This is a genomic window from Stenotrophomonas maltophilia group sp. LNF247 (genome assembly GCF_054083135.1).
Window position 1 is genome coordinate 39026 of sequence record NZ_JBSRQL010000012.1, and the last position, 23262, is coordinate 62287.

Sequence of the window (23262 nt, forward strand, 5' to 3'; positions counted from 1 at the left end):
CAAAGGTATCGCCATGAACAAGTCCACCCGCGTTCTGCTTGTTTCCCTGCTGTCTGTGGCCGTCCTGGCCGGTTGCTCGAAGAAGGTGAAGGAAGAGCCGGCAGCCCCGGTCGACACCGGCACCTCGACCACCACCCCGACCGGTCCGTCGACCTCCGGCCTGTACGGCCCGGGCGACCTGGACACCGACGCCTGCCTGCGCCAGCGCGTGGTCTACTTCGACCTGGACAAGGAAGACGTGAAGCCGGAATTCCAGGCCATCATGGCGTGCCACGCCAAGTACCTGCGTGACCGTCCGTCCTCGCGCATCACCCTGCAGGGCCACACCGACGAGCGCGGTTCGCGCGCGTACAACCAGGCCCTGGGTGAGCGTCGTGGCAACGGCGTCAGCTCGGCCCTGCAGGCCAACGGTGGTTCGGCTTCGCAGCTGACCGTCGTGTCCTACGGTGAAGAGCGTCCGGTCTGCACCGAGTCGAACGAGTCCTGCTGGTCGCAGAACCGTCGCGTCGAAATCGTCTACACCGCGCAGTAATCCATGCGCATTGGCATCAAACTGATGCTGGTCGTTGCGGCAGCCCTCGTGGCTGCCGCACCGGCGCACGCACAGCGACAGAGCCTGGCTGACCGTGTCGGCGCGCTCGAGCAGCAGATGTACAACAACAGTGCCAACCAGGACCTGTTGAACCAGATCAATCAGCTGCGGCAGCAGGTCACCAGCCTGCAGGCCTCGATCGAGCAGTTGCAGCACGACAACGCCCAGCTCAAGCAGTCCGCCCAGGACCAGTACCTGGATCTGGACAGCCGCCTGAACCGGTTGGAAGGGGGCAACGCCGCCCCGGCCCTGCCGCCCGTTCCGGCGAGCGCGCCCAAGGCCGCACCGGCCCCGGCAAAACCCGCAGCGGCGGCCACTTCCGAGCGGCCGCCTTCCGTCCATGGTGATGCCGGCAGCCTCGCCGCCACCGGTGACGAGCGCACCTCCTACAACGTTGCCTTCGATGCCTTGAAGGCCGGCAGGTACGACGATTCGGCGCAGCTGTTCCTGAGCTTCCTGGAGTTGTACCCGAATGGCGTCTACGCGCCGAACGCGCTGTACTGGCTGGGCGAGAGCTACTACGCCACCCGCAATTTCCCGATGGCCGAGGCCCAGTTCCGTGAACTGCTCTCGCGCTATCCGACCCACGACAAAGCCGCGGGCGGCCTGCTCAAGATCGGCCTCTCGCAGTACGGCGAGGGCAAGGTAGACCAGGCCCAGCAGACGCTGGAGACCGTCGTGGCGCAGTACCCCGGCTCGGACGCCGCGCGCACCGCGCAGGACCGTCTGCAGTCCATCCGCCTGGGCAAGCAGATCCGCTGATCCGCTGACCGGGCGTACAATGTGTGCCCTGTAGAGCCGAGCCCATGCTCGGCTGCTTTCGTTTCCGGACCGGCAAACCCGCCCGGATCCGGTAGCGCCGGGCCATGCCCGACGGCTCGCGTCACCGGCAGGGATATGCCCGTTTGGTTGCTGTTGTAGAGCCGAGCCCACGCTCGGCTGCTTTCGTTACCGGCTGGGCCATGCCCGCCCGGTTGTTGTTGTAGAGCCGAGCCCACGCTCGGCTGCTTTCGTTACCGGCCACGGTAGCCCACCCGCCACGTGTCCCACCAAGAAGTGCCCGCCATGACCGCCGTTACCCCGTCCAGCGCCGCCGCCACGCCCAGTGAGATTGTGCAGTCGCCCCTGCCACGCCTGAAGATCACCGAGATCTTCACCTCGCTGCAGGGCGAAGCCGATACCGCCGGCTGGCCGACCGTGTTCGTGCGCCTGACCGGCTGCCCGCTGCGCTGCCAGTACTGCGATACGGCCTATGCCTTCCATGGCGGCACCTGGTGGGACATCGACGACATCGTGGCCGAGGTGCTGGCCCAGGGCGTGCGCCACGTCTGCGTGACCGGCGGCGAGCCGCTGGCGCAGAAACGCTGCCTGGTGCTGCTGCAGAAGCTGTGCGACGCCGGCATGGACGTCTCGCTGGAAACCTCCGGCGCGCTGGACGTCAGCGCGGTGGACCCGCGTGTATCGCGCGTGGTCGACATCAAGACCCCGGGGTCGGCCGAAGTGGCGCGCAACCGCTGGGAGAACCTGCCGCTGCTGACCGCACGCGACCAGATCAAGTTCGTCATCTGCAGCCGCGAGGACTACGACTGGGCCAAGGCCCTGGTCGCCGAGCACGAGCTGGTGAAGCGCTGCACCGTGTTCTTCTCGCCCAGCAAGGGCGAGATCACCGCGCGCCAGCTGGCCGACTGGATCGTCGAAGACCGCCTGCCGGTGCGCTTCCAGATGCAGTTGCATAAAATCCTGTGGAACGACGAGCCGGGCCGATGAGCCCAGGCAACGTTCCCTGATGTAACTCCGGCGCGGGACAGCGTGCTGGCTTTCCCCTCCCAACCGGATGTTTTACCCATGAAGAAGGCAGTCGTGCTTCTCTCCGGCGGCATGGATTCAGCCGCCGTCATCGCCATGGCCCAGGAACAGGGCTTCGCCGTGCATGCCCTGAGCGTGCGCTACGGCCAGCGCCACACCTCCGAACTGGACGCCGCCGCCCGCGTGGCCAAGGCCCAGGGCGTGGTCGCGCACAAGACCGTGGACGTGGACCTGCGCAGCATTGGCGGCTCGGCGCTGACCGACGACATCGACGTGCCCGAGGCCGGCGGTGCCGGCATCCCGGTCACCTACGTGCCGGCGCGCAACACCATCATGCTGTCGCTCGCCCTGGGCTGGGCCGAAGTGCTCGGCGCCAACGACATCTTCTGCGGCGTCAACGCGGTGGATTATTCCGGCTATCCGGACTGCCGCCCCGAGTTCGTGGCCGCGTTCCAGGCGTTGGCCAACCTGGCCACCAAGTCAGGGGTGGAGGGCGCGGGCATCAAGGTGCACGCACCGCTGCAGTTCCTCAGCAAGGGCCAGATCGTCAGCGAAGGCGTGCGCCTGGGCGTGGACTTCGGCCTGACCGTGTCCTGCTACAACGCCGACGCCAACGGCGCCGCCTGCGGCCACTGCGATGCCTGCCGCCTGCGCGCGCAGGGTTTCGCCGAAGCCGGCGTGCCGGACCCCACGCTGTACGTCTGAGGTGATGGGGCTGATGCCCCAATGGTGGGTGCGAACCGTTGGTTCGCACTCTCTGTCCCGGCGCTACCGGCGGCTGGAGTCTGGTAGTGCCGGCCGCTGGCCGGCAGCCTCATCAGGCAACCACCCCGATGCCTCGATGAACGCCCGCACCGCCTTCGGATCGGCATAGTCCAACTCGATCATCCGCGCGATACCGGCCTTCTCGTCGGCCTGCTGGCGCATGTACTCCTGCGCGATGCGATACCCAGCGTAGTACCCCAAATCACTCACCCCGAATGGATTGCGGGCGCTGTTGTAGAGCCAGTTGTCGAGGTTACCCCCGTCCATCTCGGCAATGAAGCGCGTGCGGATTTCCGGCTCGTGCGCGGGCCCGTAGGCATACAGCGGCAACGCCGGCCGACGCCCGCTCAGCCGCTCGCCCACGTACTCGGCCACACCCTCGCGCACCACGTACTGCGCCAGGCTGCCGGTGGTCTCGCGCTGCTGGGTATGCACGTACTCGTGCAGGTTGTTCTGCGCGTTGTTCGCCCCCGGACGGCTGTCGTAGAAGATCCGTAGCCGGTCGCGCATCTTTTCGGGCAGTTCGCTCACGTCCACGCGCTCATCGCCCAGCGCCATCTCGGCACCGATCAGCACCTTGTCACCCAGCGTGGTGCCGCCGGTGCGCAGCACACCGACTGCGTAGGTGATGGTGGCCGGACGCAGGGCGGGGTAGAGCGTGCGGAAGGCGGCCAGGTCCCGCTCCAGAGTGGCGCTGGCCTGCTGCGCGTTGGCGGTCAATGGGCGTACCGACGTCCAGAAGCGCGGCCACGCGCGCATGGCCTCGGCGTATTCGCGGGCGGTATAGTTGCGGACCTGCGTCAGCGCATGCAGGCCGGGGCTGCCTGGATCGATGTAGCGCTCCTGCACGAGTGCGACCTGGCGTTCAACGTCGGGCTCGGCGCGCACCGCGTCATAGGTGGCCCAGAAGCGGCCGATGTCGTCGGTGACGACCTGGGATGGGGTGGCCAGTGCCGTACAGGGCAGCAGCAGGGCGGCAACGAGGCAGAGGGGCAGGCGCATCCGTGGCTCCGGGCAGGAATCACAGCTGGGATGCGCGTGAGGCCCGGAAGGTTTAAGCGGGTTCGCCAGATCGGGTAGTGCCGGCCGCTGGCCGGCATCCTCGACACGCTGGGGTTTCACCCGGCCCGCCAAAGTAGGGTAGAATGCCCACCCCGCCGAAAGGCTGGGGCAGTGCAATGGGCCGTTAGCTCAGTCGGTAGAGCAGAAGACTTTTAATCTTTTGGTCGAAGGTTCGAATCCTTCACGGCCCACCAATTGCATCAGCGACTTAGGCGTCCTTTTGGGCGCCTTTTTCTTTTGCTCCTGAAAACCCTACCGAACACTTCGGGAGAGATGCGGGTTTCACGACAGGCAAGCGATGATCGTATCTATCGCGCATGGCGGCGCTCTTGTGCCCCCGACGTCCCTCAGGTTTTGAGTAGCACGGCGATTTGGAGTTCAATCCCCGACAAGCCGGAGATTGGACATGAAGAACGCTTTTCCGAAGAACAGATCATCGGCTTCCCACGCGAGGCAGAGGCCGGCATGGCGGTGAAGGACCTGTGCCGTCGACATGGCTTCAGCGAGGCCTCGTACCAACTGTGGCGCAGCAAGTTCGGTGGCATGAGCGTGCCCGACGCCAAGCGGTTGAAGGACCTGGAAGCCGAGAACGTCCGGCTGAAGAAGTTGCTGGCCGAGCAGCTGTTCGAGAACGATCTGATCAAGGACGCGCTGCGAGAAAGGTAGCGGACCCGCCGGTGCGGGGTGCGCTGGTGCGGCAGTGGGTGCAGCGCGGGGCAAGCGAGCGCCGTGCCCTGGCGATCATTGGGATGAGTGCCAGCGCGCTGCGCTATGTCCGGCGCGAGGATCGCAACGTTAAATCCTGAGGTGCAGTAGCTATTGTTGGATTGGAGGGGGGGGCGCCGCCAACAACATACTCCGCGTTGACTGACTTCGGCATGTTGGGGCGGACTTCAATCTTGAGACCGGTGACTCTTTCAAGCTTCTTGATTGTATCCTTCAACTCTTCTGCTTGGCGGCTGTCGCCGTTTATGTCAATCAGCACCCGTTCTTCGCCTGGGAACCCAGTCGTCCCCGTGATGCCTGGTATGGCGCTGTGAAGAAGAGGTCTGTGCTTAGCAAGGAGCGCGTAAAACTCGTCCTGGGTGTACTTGTGACCAACCTCGAACACCACGCGGGTCGTCGCGCTCTCGGTGTTGATCGTTCGATCCGCGACTGGATCTGGCCCCTTGAGCTGCACCAGGATGTGTTGATCTGGCGCGTCTTTGATCGACAGTTCCGTCAGACGATCTGCGAACTCGATACGCAACGCTTCAATTTCCGACATCACCTCACCTTGAACCGCTAGGCGCGTGATTGCTTCGTCTATCGAGACTGAGGGGTGTTCACTCATATAGCTGTGAACCTGAATCTGCATCTCCTTGCCTTCCTGCGTGTCAGCGTTTGGCACTTGTGCTAAGGCGCAGGTGGATACAAGAAGTGCTGCGGAGCATCCTAGAACCTTCCGTTCCATGCGACATCTCCAGAGTTTGTAACAAATCATGGAGGCTTTCACGCTTCTCGATGCGCGAGCCTAGCACTGTCTCCCCTCGGGCACTGAGACGTAACTCACAAGCTTCAGTGGAATGATTGTGCACCCTGATGTCTGTACTGTGGGGGTGTTCATATACGCGTCTTTAGATGTGCTGAAGCACTTCATAGATTAGGCGATTGGTCCCTTGCCTAAGAATTTCGTACACACCCAGCCGCTCCTGCTGCTCGCGAAACAAGTCAATCATTTGCTCCACTTCATTCCGGCTGTATGAGTTGTACTTCCTCATAGTGTCCAGCTGCATGAAGTCGTCGGCGTACAGGTTGTCGATAGTGGCGACTTCGATGACGGCATCCTTGCCGCCGAAGATTATATCCACGGTCTTTCTTGCCATTGGCTGGCTACCAATGTGGATTTGATAGTTGCGAAGCATCCGCATGAAATGAAGAAGTGGACTTGCGCTGCTCGTAATCCTATAGGCGTGTCCTGCGTTATTCATTGCTTCTTCTATGCCCACGAATTCGGTCAGCGCGGCCCGCACATGCATTGCTACGTGGAGGGCGGCTGGCACCCCGTCGCGAATTGGGATATCTGAGCCGCCCGAAAGAAAGAGCATATAAAGGGCGGACGTCGCCCTCTCGTAAAGCTGAGGCACTTGTTGCAGCGCGCTGAAAGGACTCTTCCGTGCGGTGGGTAGTAGCCGCGCTGGTCAACACCGATGTTAGGTTGCAAATGGCCCTGCATTGCAGGGCCCATTGCGTTCTTGCGCCGCCTTTTCAAGCGCGTGTTAGTAGTAGGGGCGCTGGGGATCGTCCATCGCCATTTGCAGCTCATCCATATGTTCAGGGTCGGGGTTGAGCCAAGTGTCCAACCATTCGCTCTTGAGGTTGATGACGGTGCGATCGTGGCCCGCCTCAGCCACTTCCGGCATTGGGTCATCGGTCACGGCGGGGGGGCGTCGGGACATCGCCAAGATTCTGGAATGGCAGGAGAGGGTCCGGGGCAACCGGCTGGCCAAGGCCGACCAGGATCCGTCATTCGGGGGGATGGGGTAGGCCTTGTTGAGGCAACTGGAGGGGGAGGAAATCCGTTCCGCAAAATTCCTGCGCCCGTTGTGGCTCAAGGCTTACAAGCGCCCGCTTTAAAGATTGAAGTGGAACGAGTGGCGGCGTAACCAATTGAAAGTAATGAAATTACCCAGTTACGCTTAACCTTTTGGTCGAAGGTTCGAATCCTTCGCGGCCCACCATTGCATCCCATGACCCAGGTCATTCAGAAAGGCATCGCAATGCGGTGCCGTCTTTGTTGCCTGGTCAAGGGCCTCTACTTCGTCCGCATTCCCTTGGCTTTCGCGGCCGCCGCGTCGGCAGCTTCTTGTGCAGCCGTCGCTGCCGCATTCGCGGAACGCACGGCTTCCGCTTGAGCCGCGTCAAAGTCAGCCCGGCGCTGCGCGCTGATCCGGCGTTCCAGTTCTGAATATGCGACGTAGCTCTCCGGATGCTTCGCGACGCAGGCCTGCTGCAGCAGCGGGATCGCGTGGTCGGACAATCCCGGTTGGAGGTGGGCGAGCAGGCAGTCCGCATATGCTGCGGATGCTGGCGGAGTGCTGCTGGCCTGAGGTGAGGCGGCGGCAAGGGCGGTGGCGATCAATACACTCAACATGGGAACCTCCTTGTGGATATGAGCGTGGCGGTGACCAGTCCGTGAGCCATGGTGCGCGTTGCATGACCATCACCGACTCCATGGTGCTCCAGTTCCGGTCGATCGGCAAAGTGCCGCGAACGACAGTGCCTCCGGCGGTCTATGCTCAGCGCTTTCCCAATATGGACCGCCCCATGCGTCTGATCGTGCTGTCGCTGTTGTTGTCCGCTGTCTCCGCCGCGCCGCTGATGGCTGCAGAAACCGCGCCGTCCGCTGCCGCCGCGCCGCTGATGGCTGCAGAAACCGCGCCGTCCGCTGCCGCCTCGCCTTTGGTCATCGGTGAGACCTTCACCATCGAGTCGAAGGCGCTGGGCGAAACCCGCCGCATCAATGTTTACCGCCCGCAGCCGTGGGGCCTGGATCCGAAGGCGCCGCTGCCGGTGCTGTACATGGCCGATGGCGGCATCGGTGAGGACTTCCTGCATGTGGCCGGGCTGGTGCAGGTGCTGAGCGGCAACGGCAGCATGCGTCCGTTCCTGCTGGTTGGCATCGAGAACACCGAGCGCCGCCGCGACATGACCGGCCCCAGCAACGACCCGCAGGACCGGAAGATCGCGCCGCGCATTGGTGGTTCGGCGGCCTACCGCGCGTTCCTGCGCGAAGAGCTGATGCCGCAGGTGCGCCAGCGCTACCCGACTACCGACGAACGCGCGCTGATCGGTGAATCGCTCGCCGGCCTGTTCGTGGTCGAGACGCTGCTGCAGGAGCCAACGTTGTTCAACAGCTACATCGCGCTGGACCCCAGCCTGTGGTGGAACCGTGGCGCAATGCTGGCCGGCGCAGCCAAACAGCTGCCGGCGGTGACGCGTGCGCAGCCGCGCGTATTCCTGGCCAGCAGTGGGCAGCCGGAGCTGGCCGCATCCACTGCACGACTGGCCGAGTTGCTGCAGCAGGCTTCGCCGTCGCCGCTGGTGAAGTACCTGCCGTTGCCGGAAGAAACCCACGCTACGATCTATCATCCGGCCGCATTGCAGGCGCTGCGCACACTGTTCCCGGCGCCGCCGGCCTCGCCCTGACCGCACTGGCAGTGGATTGCGCACCATGCAAGGATGCGGCAGCGGCGCCATCCGGTGCGCCGCCCGCAATGGGAGCGTGTGGATGCAGCGTGTGCGTGGATGGAGTGTGGCGGCTTGCCTGGCCGTGAGTGGCTGTGCGATGTCGGTGGCGCCGCCGGCAGCGCAGAGTGAAGCGAAGGAGAGCCCGGCCGCCGCTTTGTCGGGCGTGGTGCTGCCGGATACCGAAGCGCTGCGCGTGCACGATCCGATCGGCCGCGATTATCCGGTGTGGGTGGCGTTGCCGGCCGACTACGCCGCACATCCGGAAAAGCACTATCCGGTGCTGTACGTGACCGACGCGCTGTACAGCTTCCCGCTGGTGCGCAGCGTGCGCAACCTGGTGGGCCAGAAGGGTGTCAACCTGGAGGATTTCATCCTGGTTGGGCTGCCGCCGCAGGAAGGGCTGACCTCCAAGCAGAGCCGCTCGCGCGATTACACGCCCAGCGACCCGGCGCGTATCGATCCGCGTGATTACAGCGATGACGTCAGCTACGGTGGCGCGGCGCACTACCGCGATTTCCTAGCTGGGCAGGTACTGCCGATGATCGATGCGCGCTACCGCACCGATCCGGCGCGGCGCGCCTATGCGGGTCATTCCTATGGTGGCCTGTTCGGCGCCTACGTGCTGACCACGCGCCCGGACATGTTCCGCACCTACATCCTCTCCAGCCCATCACTGTGGTTCGACGACCATCGGGTGCCGCGCATGCAGGCCGAAGCCAAGGCGCCGGCGCAGCCGACCACGGTGGTGCTGTCGGTGGGCAGCTTTGAAACGGTCAAGCCCGAAGCGCGCTACTTCACCCGCAACGACATGTTGCGCCACAACGCAGAATTCGCCGAGCAGCTGCGCAGCAGCGGGCGATCATTGAAGGTGGAGAACATGGTGATCGATGACGAGGATCACTTCACCGTCTACCCGGACACGATCACCCGTGCGCTGCTGAAGGTGTTCCCGGGTACCGGACCGTACAGCAGCGGTTGATGATGGGCGGCATCCACGCATGGCGTGGATCTACAGGGCCATTGCAGTAGGTCCACGCCATGCGTGGATGAACGCCTCAGGCCGCCTGTGAATCCGGCCCGGTCAATACGCCCACATCGGCATGCCGGAAGCACAGCCGGATGGCGTCGAGAAGCTCGCTCATGTTGTACGGCTTGGGCAGGAAATGGATGCCGTCGCGCAGCTGCGGCAGCACCTGGTGCTGGTCCATGCCCGACGTCACCAGGATCGGCAGCTGGGGATACAGGCCGCGGACCCGGTTGGCGGCTTCAATGCCACTGATTGCACCCAGATTCACGTCGGTGAACAGCAGATCGAAACGCTCACCGGCGGCCAGTAGGCCCAATGCCGCTTCGGCAGAGCTCACGCCCGCCACGTGGCAGGCCTGGCTTTCCAGCGCCAGTCGACTCAGTTCGCGGGTTTCCTCGGCGTCCTCGATGAGCAGGACGCGAGGTTCGACGTGGCGCTTGGACAGCAACATGACGCGACAACTCCGGACAGCAACGGTGAAATGGCGCGCAAGTATGCGCAAGCCAGTAGTGATCCCGACGTGCACGGCAGGCTAAGCGGGCGTTACAGGCTTCTCTGGCGCCGGAGCCGCACGTGCCAGGCCAGCACCGCGACCGCGAGCAGGGCGGTGCCGATGCGCAGACCGGTGGCCTGCCAGCCCAAAGCGACGGCGTCGTCGAGGCTGAACACATTCCAGGCCAGGTTCATCGAAACGTGCAGGGCCAGGCCGCACCACAGCGTGTCGCCGTCGAGGTGGTCGAGCCAAGCGAAGATGAAGCCACCGAGGGCGATCACTGCGCCGACGAACAGCGCGATGCCGCCACCGTCGAACCCGCCGAAGCCGAGCCAGTGCACCATGCCGAACAGCAGCGCCTGCGGCAGTGCAAGCCATGGCCAGGGCCCGCGCACGATCTTCACCAGCAGCACGAAGCCCGGGCCGCGGAAGAGTACTTCCTCGGCCAGCGGGAACAGCACCGCCAGCATGGTGGCATCCAGTACGGTCAGTGCCTTGTTCGGTGTACCGAGCAGCGCCAGGCCCAGCCAGCAGGGCAGGCTGGCCAGCAGTACCCACATCGGGCCGCTCCAGCCGTTGCCGCGCAGCCCCAGGCTGGCCATCAGGCCCATCCCGCGTGGCCGCAGCAGCGCGGCCAGCAGAAGTGCCACGAGCACGGCCAGCGCGTTGTCGAGCAGGCTGCCGCCGTAAGCAATGGGCAAGGCGGGAATCGGCGTGCCTGCGGCGGCTGCGATGTCGCGCAGATTCAGGCCAACGCCAACGCCGAACAGCACCAGCAGCAGGCGCGCGGCGCTGGGCAGGCGGGACAGGACGGTCATGCACGCACTCCCTGCGGAACCAGCTTGCAGTGTGGAAGATGGCGAGGGACGCTGGCACGCGCCGGAAGTCCCTGTGCCATCGGTCATGTGTTGCCGCACAGTCATCACAGGGCAGGTACAGTCGTTACCAGACCGACAGGAGCAATGCCGATGCTGTGCCCCGTGTGCAAGACCCAGACCCTGCAGATGGCCGAACGCCATGGCATCGAGATCGACTATTGTCCTGGCTGCCGAGGTGTGTGGCTGGATCGTGGCGAGCTGGACAAGATCATCGAACGTGCGGGCGCCGGTGCTGCGGTACCTCCGCCATCGCCCGTGCAGGCTCAGCCGGCGTCCGCGCCGCCACCGGTGATGCACCGTGATACCCGCCACCTCGGCCAGCGCTACGAGGACAACCGTGGCCACGGCTATAAGAAAAAGAAGAAGGAGAGCTTCCTCTCCGAGTTGTTCGACTTCTAGGCGCTTCGCTCTCTGTAGAGTCGAGCCATGCTCGACTGGCTGTTGCCGCCAATAGTCGAGCATGGCTCGACTCTACAAAGACGTGATCACGGCCGCCGAAGGATGAACTCGCGGTCGTGGGTATCGCCCACGATGAAGTCGTACTCGCCAACCTTGCTGCAGCCATAGCGCGCGTAGAAGCGCTGCGCGCCGAAGTTTTCTTCCCATACGCCCACCCACAGGGTGCGGCGCTGCGGCTGGTCCAGCCACGCCATGAACGCGTCCATCATGCGTGCACCATGGCCGCCGTTCTGGTGCGCGGCCAGGATGTAGAACCGCTTCAGTTCGATGTCGCCTTCGCGTGCATCCGTGTGCGGCAGGGTGTTGGCACCGGCGGCCAGATAGCCGACCACGGCATCACCGTCCATCAGCAGCCAGATCGCGCTGCGTGGGTCGGACAGTTCGATGCGCTGCGGTTCGCTGCTGTAGTGCGCCTGCAGGAAATCGTGCAGCTCCTGCGGCGGATAGGAATCGCCCCAGGTTTCGTTGTAGGTGGCAATTGCGATGGCCGACAGCGCGTCGACATCGGCAAGGGTGGCGCGGCGGATCTGCAACGACATGGCGGTGCCTGCATTGGAACGTGGCGCAGTGTAGCCGGCCCCGGCGGCTGCCGGGGCTGGCCACTGCTCACGAACCGCTGCTCAGAACCACATGCGCACGCCCGCCACCCAACGCGTGTCGCGCGCGTGGTCACCGGCATAGTCGGCGGTGTCGCCAAACGTACGTTCGTGGCTGATGCCGATGTACGGCGCGACGCGACGGCTGAACTCATAGCGCAGGCGCAGCCCGGCTTCGACCTTGTTCAGTCCGCGACCAATGCCGTACTCCTGCTCGTCCTTGGCCGCAACAGTAGCTTCCAGCAGCGGCTGCAGGATCAATCGGTTGGTCAACAGCACGTCGTACTCGACCTCGGCCTTGGCCAGCACCTGGCCGCCGGAGCCCATGTACAGCGTGGCCGAGCTTTCGAACTTGTACGGCGCCAGACCCTGGATGCCGATGGCCGCCCATGTGCGCGAGTCGGACGGGCGGAAGTCCTGGCGCACGCCGACCAGCACGTCCCACCACGGCGACACGCTGCGACCATACAGTGCTTCCAGTGACGACGATTCGGTGCGGCCGCGGCTGCGTTCGCCATCGGTGCGCAGCCACAGGCGGTTGATGTTGCCGCCGATCCAGCCGGTGGCTTCCCAGGCCTGGCCGTTGCTGCTCTTGCCATCCCAATGCTCAAGCCGGTCGATCAGCAGCAGGCTGTTGATCTCCGGCGCGTGTTCCATCGCGCCATGCGCGATCGGCGGGAAGGCGGCGGCGCGGTCGGCATCAGTCGGGACCGGGATCGGTTCGCGCGGTTCGGTGGGTGCAGGCGTGCCGTGGCCCATCGCCCGGTGGTCCATCTGCGAATGGTCCATCGCCGCTGGCTGCATCGCGCCATGGTCCATCTTCGAGTGGTCCATCGTGGAGTGGTCCATGCCGGCGTGATCCGCCGCACCCATGTCCATCTCGGAATGATCCATCTTTGAATGATCGACCGTTTCGGCCGGGGTCTTCGCGCTCTTCGCAGGCACGTTCATCGTGCCCATGTCATGGCCCGCGTGCGACTGCGCGAACACCGGCATTGCAGCAGCCAGGCCCAGCGCCAGCAGGCTGGGGGAAAGCAGTGAGCGGCTCATTCTTCGATCCTCACTTCGCGCATCATGCCCGCTTCCATGTGGTACAGCAGATGGCAGTGATAGGCCCAGCGGCCGAGCGCGTCGGCGCGCACTCGGTAGCTGCGGCGTGTACCGGGTGGCATGTCGATGGTGTGCTTGCGCACCTGGAATTCGCCTTGTGCGTTTTCCAGATCGCTCCACACGCCGTGCAGATGGATCGGGTGCTGCATCATGGTGTCGTTGACCAGCACGATGCGCATGCGCTCGCCGTAGTTCAGCCGCAGCGGCTCGGCGCTGGCGAACGGGATGCCGTCGAACGACCAGGAGAATTTCTCCATGTGGCCGGTCAGGTGCAGCTCGACTTCACGACTGGGCTCGCGGCCATCGGGGTCTTCGAATAGGCTGCGCATCGCGCTGTAGGTCAGGACCTTGCGGCCGTTGTCGCGCAGGCCGATGCCGGGGTCGTCCAGCTTCGGTTCGGTAGCCGAACTCTGCATGTCCACCAGCGGGTTGTTGCGCTCGCTGGGCGGGTGCTTTGGCGCCTTGCTGGCGGGATCACCGCCGCCATGCGCACCGTGGCCCATGCTGGCGCCACAGCCGCCTTCCATGCCCTTCATCGCGGTCATGTCGTGCCCGCCATGACCGCCACCGCCCATGTCATGCCCCATGTCGCTCATGGTCAGCAACGGGCGCGGGTCGCGTGCAGGGATCGGCGCCTGCAGGCCATGGCGTACCGCCAGCGTGCCGGCAGCGAAGCCGGTGCGGCCCATGTCCTGGCAGAAGATGGTAAATGCGTCCTGGCCGGTGGGCTCGACCAGCACATCGTAGGTTTCGGCGGGAGCGATGCGGAACTCATCGATGCTGACCGGATGGATGTACTGGCCATCGGCGGCGACCACGGTCATCTTCAGGCCGGGAATGCGCACATCGAAGTAGGTCATCGAGGCGCCATTGATGAAGCGCAGCAGTACCTTTTCCCCGCTGCGGAACAGCCCGGTCCAGTTGCCGGCTGGCGCCGTACCGTTCATCAGGTAGGTGTAGGTATGCGCGTTGATGTCGGAGATGTCGGTGGGCGTCATCCGCATCCGGCCCCACATGCCGCGGTCGGACAGCGCGGCCGACCAGCCGTCACGCTTCGCATCGCGCAGGAAGTCGGGCAGGGTGCGCTTGTAGTAGTTGTCGTGCTCGGCAAGCTTCTTCATGCGGCGGAACAACGCACCCGGGTCCATGTCGGTCCAGTCGGACAGCAGGATCACGTGCTCGCGGTCGTGGTGGTACGGCGCTGGCTCGGCCGGATCGATGATCAGTGCACCGTACAGGCCAGCCTGCTCCTGGAACATCGAATGGCTGTGGTACCAGTAGGTGCCCGACTGCTTCAGCTGGAAGTGGTAGTGGTAGGTGTCGCCGGGGCCGATGCCGTTGAAGCTCAGGCCGGGCACGCCGTCCATGTTGGCCGGCAGCAGGATGCCGTGCCAGTGGATCGAGGTCGGGTGGCGCTCCAGCGTGTTGCGCACGAACAGGTCCACGGTCTGGCCTTCGCGCCAGCGCAGGATCGGTGCCGGCAGCGATCCGTTGACGGTGATCGCCGGGCGGGTGCGGCCGGTGAAGTTGGCCAGCGATTCGCCGATGGCCAGTTCGATGCGGGTATCGCTGAGCACGGCCGGGGCACCGGCCAGGCGAGGCGTGGCGCGGGCGGCGGCAAGCGCGCGCTGCGGCACGCCGACAGCGGCGATGCCGGCAACCACGCCACCGGCGGCCAGGCCCTGCACGAACAGGCGGCGCGACGGCATGGGCACAGCGCCCGGACCGGGGGGAATGCGGGTATTCATGGTGGTGACTCCAGACACGTAAAGACGCCGGCAGGTGGCCGGCTACGGTGCGCAGGGCGCACGGTGCGTGTGGAATCAGCCGATGGGAGGGCGTGAGATGGGCGGCAGCGGCGGCGCCGGCCGGCCAGTGGCCGGCATCGGCTGCGGCGCCAGCGACAGTGCCGGGCCCGCCAGATAAGGCAACGGCTGCACCACCAGCAGCGGGTGCTGGGCGCAACTGCGCACGCAGTCCTTGATCTGGCAGTGGGCGTCGTGGGCGGGGGCCTTGGCCTGTGGGGCCTCGTCGGCCTGCATGGCGGCGTGGTGGTGGCAGTCGGCATCGCTGCCATCAAGGGCGGCTACCGCGTGGGCCATCCGGCCCATTTCCTCGTGACCACTGGCCATGGCCGCGTTCAGCCCGTTGAGCAGCAGGCTGAGCATGAGCACGACACGGAGCAGGGTCGAGGCGAGGGACATGGCGCTAATCTAGCCGCAAGCGGCCGTGGATGCACCTCCGGCTGAATGGGCGGTTCAAGGTTGGACCTGCACCAGTGTAGAGCCTAGCCCACGCTCGGCTGCCGTTCACGCAGAAGCAGCCGAGCGTGGGCTCGGCTCTACAGGGGGACGAGCGCACGGTTGGCGATGGGGAGGCGCCTGGCCAGGCGCCCGGCGCTACCCCTCTTCGCGCACGATCTCGACCAGGCGCGGGCCGTAGCGGCTCAGCTTGGTGCCGCCGATGCCGCCGACCCGTGCCAGTTCATCCAGGCTGGTCGGGCGCTGCTCGGCGATGTTGCGCAGGGTGCTGTCGTGGAAGATCACGAAGGCCGGCACGTTCTGTTCGCGGGCCAGTTCGGCGCGCAGACCGCGCAGCGCGTTGAACAGCGCCAGATCCTGCGGCAGCACAGACAGGCCGGTGCGCTGCGCGCTTCGCTCGCGCCCGCTGGCGCTGCTGGCCGGGTCGCGGCGCATGCTGATCTGGCGGCGACCGGTCAGCACGTCGCGGCTGGCATCGGTCAGGCGCAGGCCACCGTGGCCCTCGCTGTCCACTTCCAGCAGGCTGGCGGCCACCAGCTGGCGGAACACGCTGCGCCAGGTGCGCGCATCCAGGTCGCGGCCGATCGCATAGGTACTGAGCTTGTCGTGGCCCTGCTGCTTTACCTTCTCGTTCTCGCTGCCGCGCAGAATGTCGATCAGGTGGCCGACGCCGAAGCGCTGGCCACTGCGGTAGACACAGCTCAGCGCCTTCTGCGCCGGAATGGTCGCATCCCACGAGGCCGGCGGCGTCAGGCAGTTGTCGCAGTTGCCGCAGGGCTGGGGATAGGTCTCGCCGAAACCGGCCAGCAGCACCTGGCGGCGGCATTGCATGGATTCGCAGTAGCCCAGCAGGTGGTCGAGCTTGCCCCGTTCCAGCTGCTTGCGTTCTTCGCCCGCCTCGGATTGTTCGATCATCTGCTTGAGCAGTACCACGTCGCCCAGGCCGTAGCACAGCCAGGCTTCGGCAGCTTCGCCATCACGACCAGCGCGGCCGGTTTCCTGGTAGTAGCCTTCCATCGACTTGGGCAGGTCGGTATGCGCCACGAAGCGCACGTCCGGCTTGTCGATGCCCATGCCGAAGGCGATGGTGGCGCACATGACGATGCCGTCCTCGCGCAGGAAGCGGCGCTGGTTGTTAGCGCGCACCTCCGGCGGCAGGCCGGCGTGGTAGGGCAGGGCGTTGAAGCCCTGGCCGCACAGGAATTCAGCGGTCTCCTCGACCTTGCGCCGCGACATGCAATAGACGATGCCGGCCTCGCCACGGTGGCCGCGCAGGAAATCGATCAGCTGCTTGCGGGCGTTGTCCTTCTGCACCACGGTGTAGCGGATGTTGGGGCGGTCGAACGAGCTGACGAAGTGGCGCGCTTCCTGCAGATCCAGACGCTCGGCGATCTCGCGCTGGGTCGGCGGGTCGGCGGTGGCGGTGAGCGCGATCCGCGGAATCTGCGGCCAGCGCTCGTGCAGCACGGTCAGCTGGCGGTATTCCGGGCGGAAGTCGTGGCCCCACTGCGACACGCAGTGGGCTTCGTCGATGGCGAACAGGGCGATCTGGCTGCGTGACAGCAGCGACAGGAAGCGGCCGGTCAGCAGCCGCTCGGGGGCGACATAGAGCATGTCCAGCTCGCCGGCCAGCAGCTCGCGTTCGACGCGGCCGGCGGTCTCGGCATCCAGGGTGGAATTCAGGTACTCGGCACGAACGCCGAGCTGGCGCAGGGCTTCGACCTGGTCCTGCATCAGCGCGATCAGTGGCGAGATGACGATGCCACATCCGTCACGCAGCAGGGCCGGCACCTGGTAGCACAGCGACTTGCCACCGCCGGTGGGCATCAGCACCAGGGCATCGTGACCGGCAGCGACATGCTCCACGATGTCCTGCTGCGGACCACGGAAATCGTCGTAACCAAAGACGCGTTGAAGCAGGTCGTGCGCGGGACGGGAAGCCATCCGGCTAGTTTACCCCGGCGGGGGAGTCGGCAGGGCTGCGCCCTGCACCCGCTGCAAGCCAGTGCAACGTCAAAGGCAACAGCCGGCTCTGGGGTGATTCGTGGTTTGGTGGGGCGGTGTCGGATTGCGGGGACGCCGCAAGTACGTCCCTGTAGGCTTGGCAGCCGCATCCATGCGGCTGACACCCCGCAATCCGACACCGCCCCACCTTCGACAGTTTCCCGCGGCCGTTGGTGGGTGTCGACCTTGGTCGACACATCTGTCAGATATCGACAAACAAAATGGGGTCAGATCCGTTTTCCTGCGGAAAACGGATCTGACCCCAATGGCTTTGCTGGCAGATCGCGGAAAACTGTCGAAGGCGGGGTGGGTCCGGTTGCGGGGGCGTGAGCCGCATGGATGCGGCGACCGAGCCTACATGGACGTATTCACGGCGTCCCCCGCAACTGGACCCGCCCCGCCAATCCACGGATAGCCCGCTTTTGACGTTGACGTTGACGTTGCAGTTGCCTCTGCGGGTGCAGGGCGCAGCCCTGCCGCCCCCGCCAACCCTTACTGCAGCAGGGAACGCAGCATCCAGGCATACTTCTCGTGGGTCTGCAGCCGCTGGGTCATCAGATCCTCGGTCGGCGCGTCGTCCCCCTTGGCCGCCACCTCCAGCACTTCACGTGCCGTACGGCATACCGCTTCGTTGGCGACCACCAACTGGCGTACCATTTCACGCCAGTCCGCACTGTCGGTCAGGCCCGGTTCCTCGACGATCGAGGTCAGCGCAGCGAATTCCCGGTAGGAGCCCGGGGCATTGAAGCCCAGCGCGCGGATGCGCTCGGCCACATCGTCCAGTGCCGCCCACTGCTCGGTGTACTGCGTCTCGAACATGGTGTGCAGCGAGTTGAACATCGACCCGGTCACGTTCCAGTGGAAGTTGTGCGTCTTCAGGTAGAGCGTGAACGCATCGGCCTGGAAGCGCGACAGACCGTCGGCGATCTTCTTGCGGTCGCCCTGGGTGATCCCGATATCGATGTTCGGCGCCGACGGTGCCGCCGCCGCAAGCTTCTGCTTGCCGGTCTTGGCCTTGGTCGTGCTCTTGGTCTTCGCCATGGGGTTCCTCCTTGTGGAATCGTTGGCCTTCACAATAAACCGGTCGTGATGACTGGTCGCTTTCAAAGTTTTGAACGAACCGATTGATGAACTCTATCGATAAAAATCCATCGCCCCGCCTGCGCCAACAGCGCGCCGCCATCGACGGCGCCATGAGCCGCGACCGGGGCCGTTTGCTGGGGATGCTCTCGCGTTGCCAGGCCAAGCCACAGGATGCGGCACTGGCCGCCACCTTCGAGCAGGCCTTGCAGGCGTCGGTGCAGCGCCGGCAGGTGCGGGCGCAGCAGCAGCCGTCCATTACTCTGGACCCGCAGCTGCCGATTGCGCGTGAAGCCGACGCCATCATCGGGCTGATCCGCGACCACCAGGTCGTGGTGATCGCTGGTGAAACCGGTTCGGGCAAGACCACCCAGCTGCCGAAACTGTGCCTGGCCGCCGGCCGTGGCCAGGCCGGCATGATCGGCTGCACCCAGCCGCGACGGATTGCCGCACGTGCGGTAGCCAGCCGTGTCGCACAGGAACTGCAGAGTGAACTGGGCCAGCTGGTGGGCTACCAGGTGCGCTTCAACGACAAGGTCAGCGAAGACAGCCGCATCAAGTTCATGACCGACGGCATCCTGCTGGCGGAGATTGCCAGCGACCGCTGGTTGTCGAACTACGACACGATCATCGTCGACGAGGCGCACGAGCGCAGCCTCAACATCGACTTCCTGCTGGGCTACCTGAAGCAGCTGCTGCGCAAGCGCCCCGACCTGAAGCTGATCGTCACTTCGGCCACCATCGACACCGGACGCTTCGCCCAGCATTTCGACAATGCGCCGGTGATCAGCGTTGAGGGCCGCACCTACCCGGTGGAGGTGCGCTACCGCGCGCTGGAAGGCGAGGGTGAAGACCAGGGCGAACGTACCGTCAACGATGCCATCGTGTCGGCTGTCGACGAGATTACCCGCCTGGATGCACGCGGCGACGTGCTGATCTTCCTGCCGGGCGAGCGCGAGATCCGCGATGCGCACCAGTCGCTGGAACGGCGAAAGTACCGCAACACCGAGGTACTGCCACTGTATGCGCGGCTGTCCAACCAGGACCAGGACCGGGTGTTCAATACCGGGCCGAACCGGCGCATCGTGCTGGCCACCAATGTGGCGGAAACCTCGCTGACGGTGCCGCGCATCCGTTACGTGGTCGATCCGGGCCTTGCCCGCGTCAAGCGCTACAGCCCGCGCAACAAGCTGGACCGCCTGCACATCGAGCCGATCTCGCAGGCCAGCGCCAACCAGCGCAAGGGGCGCTGCGGCCGTATCGCCGAGGGCATCTGTTACCGCCTGTATGCTGAGGCCGATTTCCAGGCGCGGCCGGAGTTCACCGATCCGGAAATCCGCCGCTCCAGCCTGGCCGGGGTGATCCTGCGCATGCTGCAGCTGGGCCTGGGCCGCATCGAGGAGTTCCCGTTCCTGGAAGCACCGGACGAGCGCGCGGTGGCCGATGGCTGGCAGCAGCTGACCGAACTGGGGGCGATCGATGCCGAACGGCGCCTGACCACCATCGGCAAGCAGATGGCGCGCCTGCCGGTGGACGTGAAGCTGGCGCGCATGCTGGTGGCCGCGCAGGCCGCCGGCTGCCTGCGGCCGATGCTGGTGATCGCCTCGTTCCTGGGCATCCAGGACCCGCGCGAACGCCCGCCCGAGGCGCGCGGTGCGGCCGACAGCGCGCATGCGCAGTTCGCCGATGGCCGCTCCGAGTTCGTCGGCGTGCTGCGCCTGTGGGATGCCTACCGGCAGGCCCATGAAGACCTGACCCAGTCCAAGCTGCGCGACTGGTGCGGCCGTCATTTCCTCGGTTTCCTGCGCATGCGCGAATGGCGAGAGCTGCATCGCCAGCTGCGGCTGCTGTGCGAGGAGCTGGGCTGGAAGGAAGAGGCCAGCGAGGCGTCGATGGCACCGTTGCTGGCCGGCAGCAGTGCGCCGGCCCCGGCGCGTGATGACGCGGCCGCAGTAAAGGCCACCCGCGGCCAGTTGCATCGTGCCGCGCGCCTGGCCCGCGAAGGCAAGGCCGAGGCCGCACCGGCGCCGGTGGCCGTGCGCGCGCAGAAGGAACAGGCGCCGGTTGGCGGCGGTTTCAGCGAACGTGTGCGTGGCGCTGCCTACCAGACCCTGCACCGTGCGCTGGTGGCGGGCCTGCCGACGCAGATCGGCCACCGCACCGAGAAGGGCGATTTCCAGGCGCCGCGCCAGCGCCGCTTCCTGCCGTTCCCCGGTTCGGCGCTGGCCAAGCGGCCACCGCCGTGGCTGCTGGTGGCCAACCTGCTGGATACGCAGAAGGTATGGGGCATGACCCTGGCTGCGATCGAGCCGGACTGGGTGATCGCCGAACTGCCGCACCTGCTGCTGCGCAAGCACTTCGACCCGCACTGGTCGCGCGCGCAGGGCCAGGTGCTGGCGTCCGAGCAGATCAGCCTGTTCGGCCTGGTGCTGGCACCGAAGAAACCGGTCCACTACGGCCGCATCGCGCCCGGCGAGGCGCATGACATCTTCGTGCGCCAGGCACTGGTGACCGGCGAGATCAACACCCGCGCCAGTTTCGTCGCCGACAACCAGAAGGTGCTGGAGGTCGCGCGCGAGGAAGAAGCCAAGCTGCGCCGCGCCGGCATCGTTGCCGACGAAGACTGGCAGGCACGCTGGTACCTGGACCGGGTGCCGCCGCAGATCCATTCGGCCTCCGGCCTGGATGCCTGGTGGAAGGGTCTTGCGCCGGAACAGCGCAAGACCCTGCACTGGTCGCTGGCCGACCTGTTGCCGGGCGAAGGCAGTGAGCAGGAGCGCTACCCGAAGTACCTCGCGCTGGGCCAGGCACGATTGCCGCTGCATTACCGCTTCGAGCCGGGTGCCGAGGATGACGGCGTAACCCTTGACGTACCGCTGCACCTGCTCAACGCATTGGATCCGGTGCAGCTGGGCTGGCTGGCGCCCGGCTTCGTTGCCGACAAGGCTGCGGCGCTGATTCGCAGCCTGCCCAAGGCGATGCGCCGCAACTACGTGCCGGCGCCGGACTTTGGTCGCGCGTTCTACGAGGCGTTCCCGCAACCCAGTGCCGATGCCATCACCGGCGAACTGGCGCGTTTCCTGTCGCGCGCAACCGGCGCGACCGTGACCGCGCTCGATTTCGAGCCCGGTTCGATCGAACCGCACCTGCACATGAACCTGCGGCTGCGCGACGAGCAGGGCAAGGTGCTGGCGACCTCGCGTGATCTGGATGCACTGCGCGCCAAATTCGGCGGTCGTGCCGGCGATGCGTTCGCTGCACGCGCCGGCCGCGAGATGGCGGCCGATGGCCTGCGTACGTTCCCGGCCACGCCGATTCCGCTGCAGGTGCCCGGTGAAGCGGGCGTGCCGGCGTATCCGGCATTGCTGGACGAGGGCGACAGCGTGGCGCTGCGCATCTTCGCTGATCGGCAGCAGGCGCAGGCGGCTCATCCGCTGGGTGTGCGCCGCCTGCTGGAGATCGCGCTGGCCGAGAAGATGAAGCAGGCACGCAAGCAGTTGCCGGTGGGTGCCAAGACGGGCCTGCTGTATGCGGCGATCGAATCGCAGGAACGCCTTCGTGGCGACCTGGTCGATGCGGCGATGAACGCCGTACTGGCTGAAGGCCTGGAAGACATACGCGATGCGGCGGCCTTCGAGCAGCGCCGCGAGCATGCGGCCAAGGCGCTGTTCGGTGAGGCCATGTCGCGGCTGAAGCTGGCCGAGACCATCCTGGCGCTGGTGGCCGAACTGAAGCCGATGCTGGAAGCGCCGCTGATGGGCTGGGCGCGCGGCAACCTGGACGACATGGAGGCGCAGCTGGCCGGGCTGATCCATCCAGGCTTCCTGCGCGATACACCGGCCGACGCATTGGCGCAGTATCCGCGCTATCTGAAAGCGATGATCCTGCGTACCGAGCGCGCCAAGCGTGATCCGCCGCGCGATCAGGCGCGCATGCTGGAACTGCATCCGTTCCTGGAAGCGCTGGAAGTGGCTGAGCAGCAGGGCCTGCGCGAGCACCCGCAATGGCAGGCGCTGCGCTGGGATCTGGAAGAGCTGCGGGTGTCGCTGTTCGCGCAGGAGCTGGGCGCGCGGACCGGCATCTCGGCGAAGAAGCTGGCGCAGCGGGTAGCCGCACTGCGCCAGGCGTGACTCCGATGATGTGATGACGTAGAGCCGAGCCCATGCTCGGCTGCTTTTTTGATGCCTCGTCATCTTCCCGTGCAGATCGCAGCCGAGCGTGGGCTCGGCTCTACACGATGGGCGTCGTTACTTGGTACGACGCACCTTCGGCTGGGTGTTCACGCCGTCGACCTTCAGGTACCACACGCCCATCACGCCGGGCTTGATGCTGACGGCGGGGGACTGCTTGCGCACGCCTGCCAGGGTGCTTGCATCGGTCTGCTCCCATTCCTGGCCGTTGTCCAGCACGTAGACGCGGCCTTTGCCGAAGCCGCGGAATTCGCCCTGCAGCACGCCGACGATCGGCTCGCTGCTGCCGAAATCGAAGAAGCCGCGATTCTTCACGATCACTTCCTGACGGCCTTCCTCGCGTGCCGATTCCCGTACGGCGGCAACCGCCTGGGTGGTGGCCGCTTCGACCTTGCCCTGCAGCCAGCGGTTCAGCGTGGCCAGTTCCTGCGCACTGAGCTTGTCCAGGCCAGCAGCCTTGAACTCGGCCGGTGACATCTGCTGCTGCAGGTCACCCTCTACCACGCGCTGGGCCAGCGCAGGCGCCGACAAGGACAGCAACAGTGCGGCACAGGCCAGCAGCCGTAGGCGGAAACGCGGGGCGATCGAGGACATGTCGGGACTCTCCTGGGTTTGACCGCGAGTGTAACGGCATGTCTTTATGCCGGGTGATGGTGGCCGCGGTGATTGTCCCTGAACGGCGCCGGCGCTAGTGTAGAGGCCTCTGTCT

22 protein-coding genes, 1 tRNA gene and 1 pseudogene are annotated in these 23262 nt (G+C 65.6%); 10 read left to right on the plus strand and 14 right to left on the minus strand.

What is annotated here, in order from left to right; genetic code table 11:
- Window positions 1-13: 13 nt before the first annotated feature.
- The 4 genes from pal (at window position 14) to queC (ending at window position 3103) form a co-directional block, all read left to right on the plus strand.
- On the plus strand, window positions 14-532 hold the full coding sequence (gene pal, locus ACTXG9_RS13010; RefSeq protein WP_005418510.1) for a peptidoglycan-associated lipoprotein Pal: 519 nt from the start codon (window positions 14-16) through the stop codon (window positions 530-532).
- A 3-nt stretch (window positions 533-535) separates the two neighbouring features.
- Complete coding sequence (gene ybgF / locus ACTXG9_RS13015; RefSeq protein WP_005418509.1) at window positions 536-1354, plus strand: tol-pal system protein YbgF; 819 nt, start codon at window positions 536-538, stop codon at window positions 1352-1354.
- A gap of 303 nt (window positions 1355-1657) precedes the next feature.
- A complete protein-coding gene (gene queE / locus ACTXG9_RS13020; RefSeq protein WP_019660124.1) occupies window positions 1658-2359 on the plus strand; it encodes a 7-carboxy-7-deazaguanine synthase QueE in 702 nt (233 codons plus the stop codon).
- Window positions 2360-2437: 78 nt separating this feature from the next.
- Window positions 2438-3103 carry a 7-cyano-7-deazaguanine synthase QueC gene (gene queC / locus ACTXG9_RS13025; protein WP_111098894.1) on the plus strand — a complete coding sequence of 222 codons (666 nt, stop codon included), beginning with the start codon at window positions 2438-2440 and terminating at the stop codon, window positions 3101-3103.
- Window positions 3104-3166: 63 nt separating this feature from the next.
- Here the strand turns inward: queC and ACTXG9_RS13030 are convergent, their stop codons facing one another.
- The gene (locus ACTXG9_RS13030) at window positions 3167-4165 is read right to left on the minus strand and encodes a DUF2268 domain-containing putative Zn-dependent protease (RefSeq protein WP_111098893.1); all 999 of its coding nucleotides are present in this window, start codon (window positions 4163-4165) and stop codon (window positions 3167-3169) included.
- 178 nt (window positions 4166-4343) lie between these two features.
- On the opposite strand from ACTXG9_RS13030, the gene ACTXG9_RS13035 reads away from it, so the two are divergent.
- Window positions 4344-4419: transfer RNA gene (locus ACTXG9_RS13035), tRNA-Lys, on the plus strand.
- 271 nt (window positions 4420-4690) lie between these two features.
- Window positions 4691-5019: pseudogene (locus tag ACTXG9_RS13040) on the plus strand (transposase); the annotation flags it as partial.
- Here the strand turns inward: ACTXG9_RS13040 and ACTXG9_RS13045 are convergent.
- The 4 genes from ACTXG9_RS13045 to ACTXG9_RS13060 all read right to left on the minus strand — a co-directional run bounded on the left by ACTXG9_RS13045 (window position 4995) and on the right by ACTXG9_RS13060 (window position 7358).
- Complete coding sequence (locus ACTXG9_RS13045; protein ID WP_456115835.1) at window positions 4995-5678, minus strand: hypothetical protein; 684 nt, start codon at window positions 5676-5678, stop codon at window positions 4995-4997. The pseudogene ACTXG9_RS13040 and the gene ACTXG9_RS13045 sit on opposite strands and share 25 nt — an antisense overlap.
- A 163-nt stretch (window positions 5679-5841) precedes the next feature.
- Window positions 5842-6351, minus strand: coding sequence for a hypothetical protein (locus ACTXG9_RS13050; protein ID WP_180877694.1), 510 nt, complete (start codon window positions 6349-6351; stop codon window positions 5842-5844).
- A 132-nt stretch (window positions 6352-6483) separates the two neighbouring features.
- Window positions 6484-6663, minus strand: coding sequence for a hypothetical protein (locus tag ACTXG9_RS13055; RefSeq protein ID WP_180877711.1), 180 nt, complete (start codon window positions 6661-6663; stop codon window positions 6484-6486).
- A 356-nt stretch (window positions 6664-7019) separates the two neighbouring features.
- Window positions 7020-7358, minus strand: a complete 339-nt coding sequence (locus ACTXG9_RS13060; RefSeq protein WP_005418498.1) for a hypothetical protein — start codon at window positions 7356-7358, stop codon at window positions 7020-7022.
- A gap of 173 nt (window positions 7359-7531) precedes the next feature.
- On the opposite strand from ACTXG9_RS13060, the gene ACTXG9_RS13065 reads away from it, so the two are divergent.
- Both ACTXG9_RS13065 and ACTXG9_RS13070 read left to right on the plus strand, forming a co-directional pair.
- Window positions 7532-8413, plus strand: a complete 882-nt coding sequence (locus ACTXG9_RS13065; protein WP_456115836.1) for an alpha/beta hydrolase — start codon at window positions 7532-7534, stop codon at window positions 8411-8413.
- An 82-nt stretch (window positions 8414-8495) separates the two neighbouring features.
- Window positions 8496-9434: an alpha/beta hydrolase gene (locus tag ACTXG9_RS13070; RefSeq protein WP_206621714.1), complete on the plus strand. Its 939-nt coding sequence runs from the start codon at window positions 8496-8498 to the stop codon at window positions 9432-9434.
- Window positions 9435-9510: 76 nt separating this feature from the next.
- Here the strand turns inward: ACTXG9_RS13070 and ACTXG9_RS13075 are convergent, their stop codons facing one another.
- Together ACTXG9_RS13075 and ACTXG9_RS13080 are read right to left on the minus strand one after the other, a co-directional pair.
- Window positions 9511-9933 carry a response regulator gene (locus ACTXG9_RS13075; protein ID WP_111098889.1) on the minus strand — a complete coding sequence of 141 codons (423 nt, stop codon included), beginning with the start codon at window positions 9931-9933 and terminating at the stop codon, window positions 9511-9513.
- Window positions 9934-10025: 92 nt separating this feature from the next.
- Window positions 10026-10793: a CPBP family glutamic-type intramembrane protease gene (locus tag ACTXG9_RS13080; protein ID WP_206621713.1), complete on the minus strand. Its 768-nt coding sequence runs from the start codon at window positions 10791-10793 to the stop codon at window positions 10026-10028.
- A 150-nt stretch (window positions 10794-10943) separates the two neighbouring features.
- Between ACTXG9_RS13080 and ACTXG9_RS13085 the strand changes: the two genes are divergently transcribed.
- The gene (locus tag ACTXG9_RS13085) at window positions 10944-11252 is read left to right on the plus strand and encodes a zf-TFIIB domain-containing protein (protein ID WP_206621712.1); all 309 of its coding nucleotides are present in this window, start codon (window positions 10944-10946) and stop codon (window positions 11250-11252) included.
- A gap of 86 nt (window positions 11253-11338) precedes the next feature.
- Here ACTXG9_RS13085 and ACTXG9_RS13090 read toward each other — a convergent pair whose 3' ends face one another.
- The 6 genes from ACTXG9_RS13090 to ACTXG9_RS13115 form a co-directional block, all read right to left on the minus strand.
- Window positions 11339-11851, minus strand: a complete 513-nt coding sequence (locus ACTXG9_RS13090) for a GNAT family N-acetyltransferase (protein ID WP_021203715.1) — start codon at window positions 11849-11851, stop codon at window positions 11339-11341.
- A gap of 81 nt (window positions 11852-11932) precedes the next feature.
- Complete coding sequence (locus ACTXG9_RS13095; protein ID WP_206621711.1) at window positions 11933-12958, minus strand: copper resistance protein B; 1026 nt, start codon at window positions 12956-12958, stop codon at window positions 11933-11935.
- Window positions 12955-14766, minus strand: coding sequence for a copper resistance system multicopper oxidase (locus ACTXG9_RS13100; protein WP_111098885.1), 1812 nt, complete (start codon window positions 14764-14766; stop codon window positions 12955-12957). Before ACTXG9_RS13100 ends, ACTXG9_RS13095 begins: the two co-directional genes overlap by 4 nt.
- A 75-nt stretch (window positions 14767-14841) precedes the next feature.
- Complete coding sequence (locus ACTXG9_RS13105) at window positions 14842-15222, minus strand: CopL family metal-binding regulatory protein (protein ID WP_021203718.1); 381 nt, start codon at window positions 15220-15222, stop codon at window positions 14842-14844.
- Window positions 15223-15417: 195 nt separating this feature from the next.
- Window positions 15418-17223 (minus strand): DNA helicase RecQ, encoded by a 1806-nt coding sequence (gene recQ / locus ACTXG9_RS13110; protein ID WP_111102128.1) that lies wholly within the window; start codon window positions 17221-17223, stop codon window positions 15418-15420.
- A gap of 552 nt (window positions 17224-17775) precedes the next feature.
- Window positions 17776-18324 carry a Dps family protein gene (locus ACTXG9_RS13115; RefSeq protein ID WP_019660109.1) on the minus strand — a complete coding sequence of 183 codons (549 nt, stop codon included), beginning with the start codon at window positions 18322-18324 and terminating at the stop codon, window positions 17776-17778.
- Between the two features lie 86 nt (window positions 18325-18410).
- Here ACTXG9_RS13115 and hrpA point away from each other — a divergent pair, with 86 nt between their 5' ends.
- Entirely contained in the window at window positions 18411-22493 is a 4083-nt protein-coding gene (hrpA, locus tag ACTXG9_RS13120; protein ID WP_206621710.1) for an ATP-dependent RNA helicase HrpA, read from the plus strand.
- Window positions 22494-22610: 117 nt separating this feature from the next.
- Here the strand turns inward: hrpA and ACTXG9_RS13125 are convergent, their stop codons facing one another.
- Complete coding sequence (locus ACTXG9_RS13125; RefSeq protein ID WP_010481716.1) at window positions 22611-23147, minus strand: hypothetical protein; 537 nt, start codon at window positions 23145-23147, stop codon at window positions 22611-22613.
- Window positions 23148-23262: the final 115 nt, after the last annotated feature.

What these genes read in the sequence shown, in the direction of transcription:
- ACTXG9_RS13095 (WP_206621711.1), bottom strand. Translation starts at nt 12,958, where the DNA reads ATGAGCCGCTCACTGCTTTCCCCCAGCCTGCTGGCGCTGGGCCTGGCT.
- ACTXG9_RS13030 (WP_111098893.1), bottom strand. Translation starts at nt 4,165, where the DNA reads ATGCGCCTGCCCCTCTGCCTCGTTGCCGCCCTGCTGCTGCCCTGTACG.
- pal (WP_005418510.1), top strand. Translation starts at nt 14, where the DNA reads ATGAACAAGTCCACCCGCGTTCTGCTTGTTTCCCTGCTGTCTGTGGCC.
- ACTXG9_RS13065 (WP_456115836.1), top strand. Translation starts at nt 7,532, where the DNA reads ATGCGTCTGATCGTGCTGTCGCTGTTGTTGTCCGCTGTCTCCGCCGCG.
- recQ (WP_111102128.1), bottom strand. Translation starts at nt 17,223, where the DNA reads ATGGCTTCCCGTCCCGCGCACGACCTGCTTCAACGCGTCTTTGGTTAC.
- ACTXG9_RS13105 (WP_021203718.1), bottom strand. Translation starts at nt 15,222, where the DNA reads ATGTCCCTCGCCTCGACCCTGCTCCGTGTCGTGCTCATGCTCAGCCTG.
- ybgF (WP_005418509.1), top strand. Translation starts at nt 536, where the DNA reads ATGCGCATTGGCATCAAACTGATGCTGGTCGTTGCGGCAGCCCTCGTG.
- ACTXG9_RS13080 (WP_206621713.1), bottom strand. Translation starts at nt 10,793, where the DNA reads ATGACCGTCCTGTCCCGCCTGCCCAGCGCCGCGCGCCTGCTGCTGGTG.
- queE (WP_019660124.1), top strand. Translation starts at nt 1,658, where the DNA reads ATGACCGCCGTTACCCCGTCCAGCGCCGCCGCCACGCCCAGTGAGATT.
- ACTXG9_RS13045 (WP_456115835.1), bottom strand. Translation starts at nt 5,678, where the DNA reads ATGGAACGGAAGGTTCTAGGATGCTCCGCAGCACTTCTTGTATCCACC.
- ACTXG9_RS13055 (WP_180877711.1), bottom strand. Translation starts at nt 6,663, where the DNA reads ATGTCCCGACGCCCCCCCGCCGTGACCGATGACCCAATGCCGGAAGTG.
- ACTXG9_RS13060 (WP_005418498.1), bottom strand. Translation starts at nt 7,358, where the DNA reads ATGTTGAGTGTATTGATCGCCACCGCCCTTGCCGCCGCCTCACCTCAG.
- ACTXG9_RS13075 (WP_111098889.1), bottom strand. Translation starts at nt 9,933, where the DNA reads ATGTTGCTGTCCAAGCGCCACGTCGAACCTCGCGTCCTGCTCATCGAG.
- ACTXG9_RS13070 (WP_206621714.1), top strand. Translation starts at nt 8,496, where the DNA reads ATGCAGCGTGTGCGTGGATGGAGTGTGGCGGCTTGCCTGGCCGTGAGT.
- queC (WP_111098894.1), top strand. Translation starts at nt 2,438, where the DNA reads ATGAAGAAGGCAGTCGTGCTTCTCTCCGGCGGCATGGATTCAGCCGCC.
- ACTXG9_RS13115 (WP_019660109.1), bottom strand. Translation starts at nt 18,324, where the DNA reads ATGGCGAAGACCAAGAGCACGACCAAGGCCAAGACCGGCAAGCAGAAG.
- hrpA (WP_206621710.1), top strand. Translation starts at nt 18,411, where the DNA reads ATGAACTCTATCGATAAAAATCCATCGCCCCGCCTGCGCCAACAGCGC.
- ACTXG9_RS13090 (WP_021203715.1), bottom strand. Translation starts at nt 11,851, where the DNA reads ATGTCGTTGCAGATCCGCCGCGCCACCCTTGCCGATGTCGACGCGCTG.
- ACTXG9_RS13125 (WP_010481716.1), bottom strand. Translation starts at nt 23,147, where the DNA reads ATGTCCTCGATCGCCCCGCGTTTCCGCCTACGGCTGCTGGCCTGTGCC.
- ACTXG9_RS13100 (WP_111098885.1), bottom strand. Translation starts at nt 14,766, where the DNA reads ATGAATACCCGCATTCCCCCCGGTCCGGGCGCTGTGCCCATGCCGTCG.
- ACTXG9_RS13085 (WP_206621712.1), top strand. Translation starts at nt 10,944, where the DNA reads ATGCTGTGCCCCGTGTGCAAGACCCAGACCCTGCAGATGGCCGAACGC.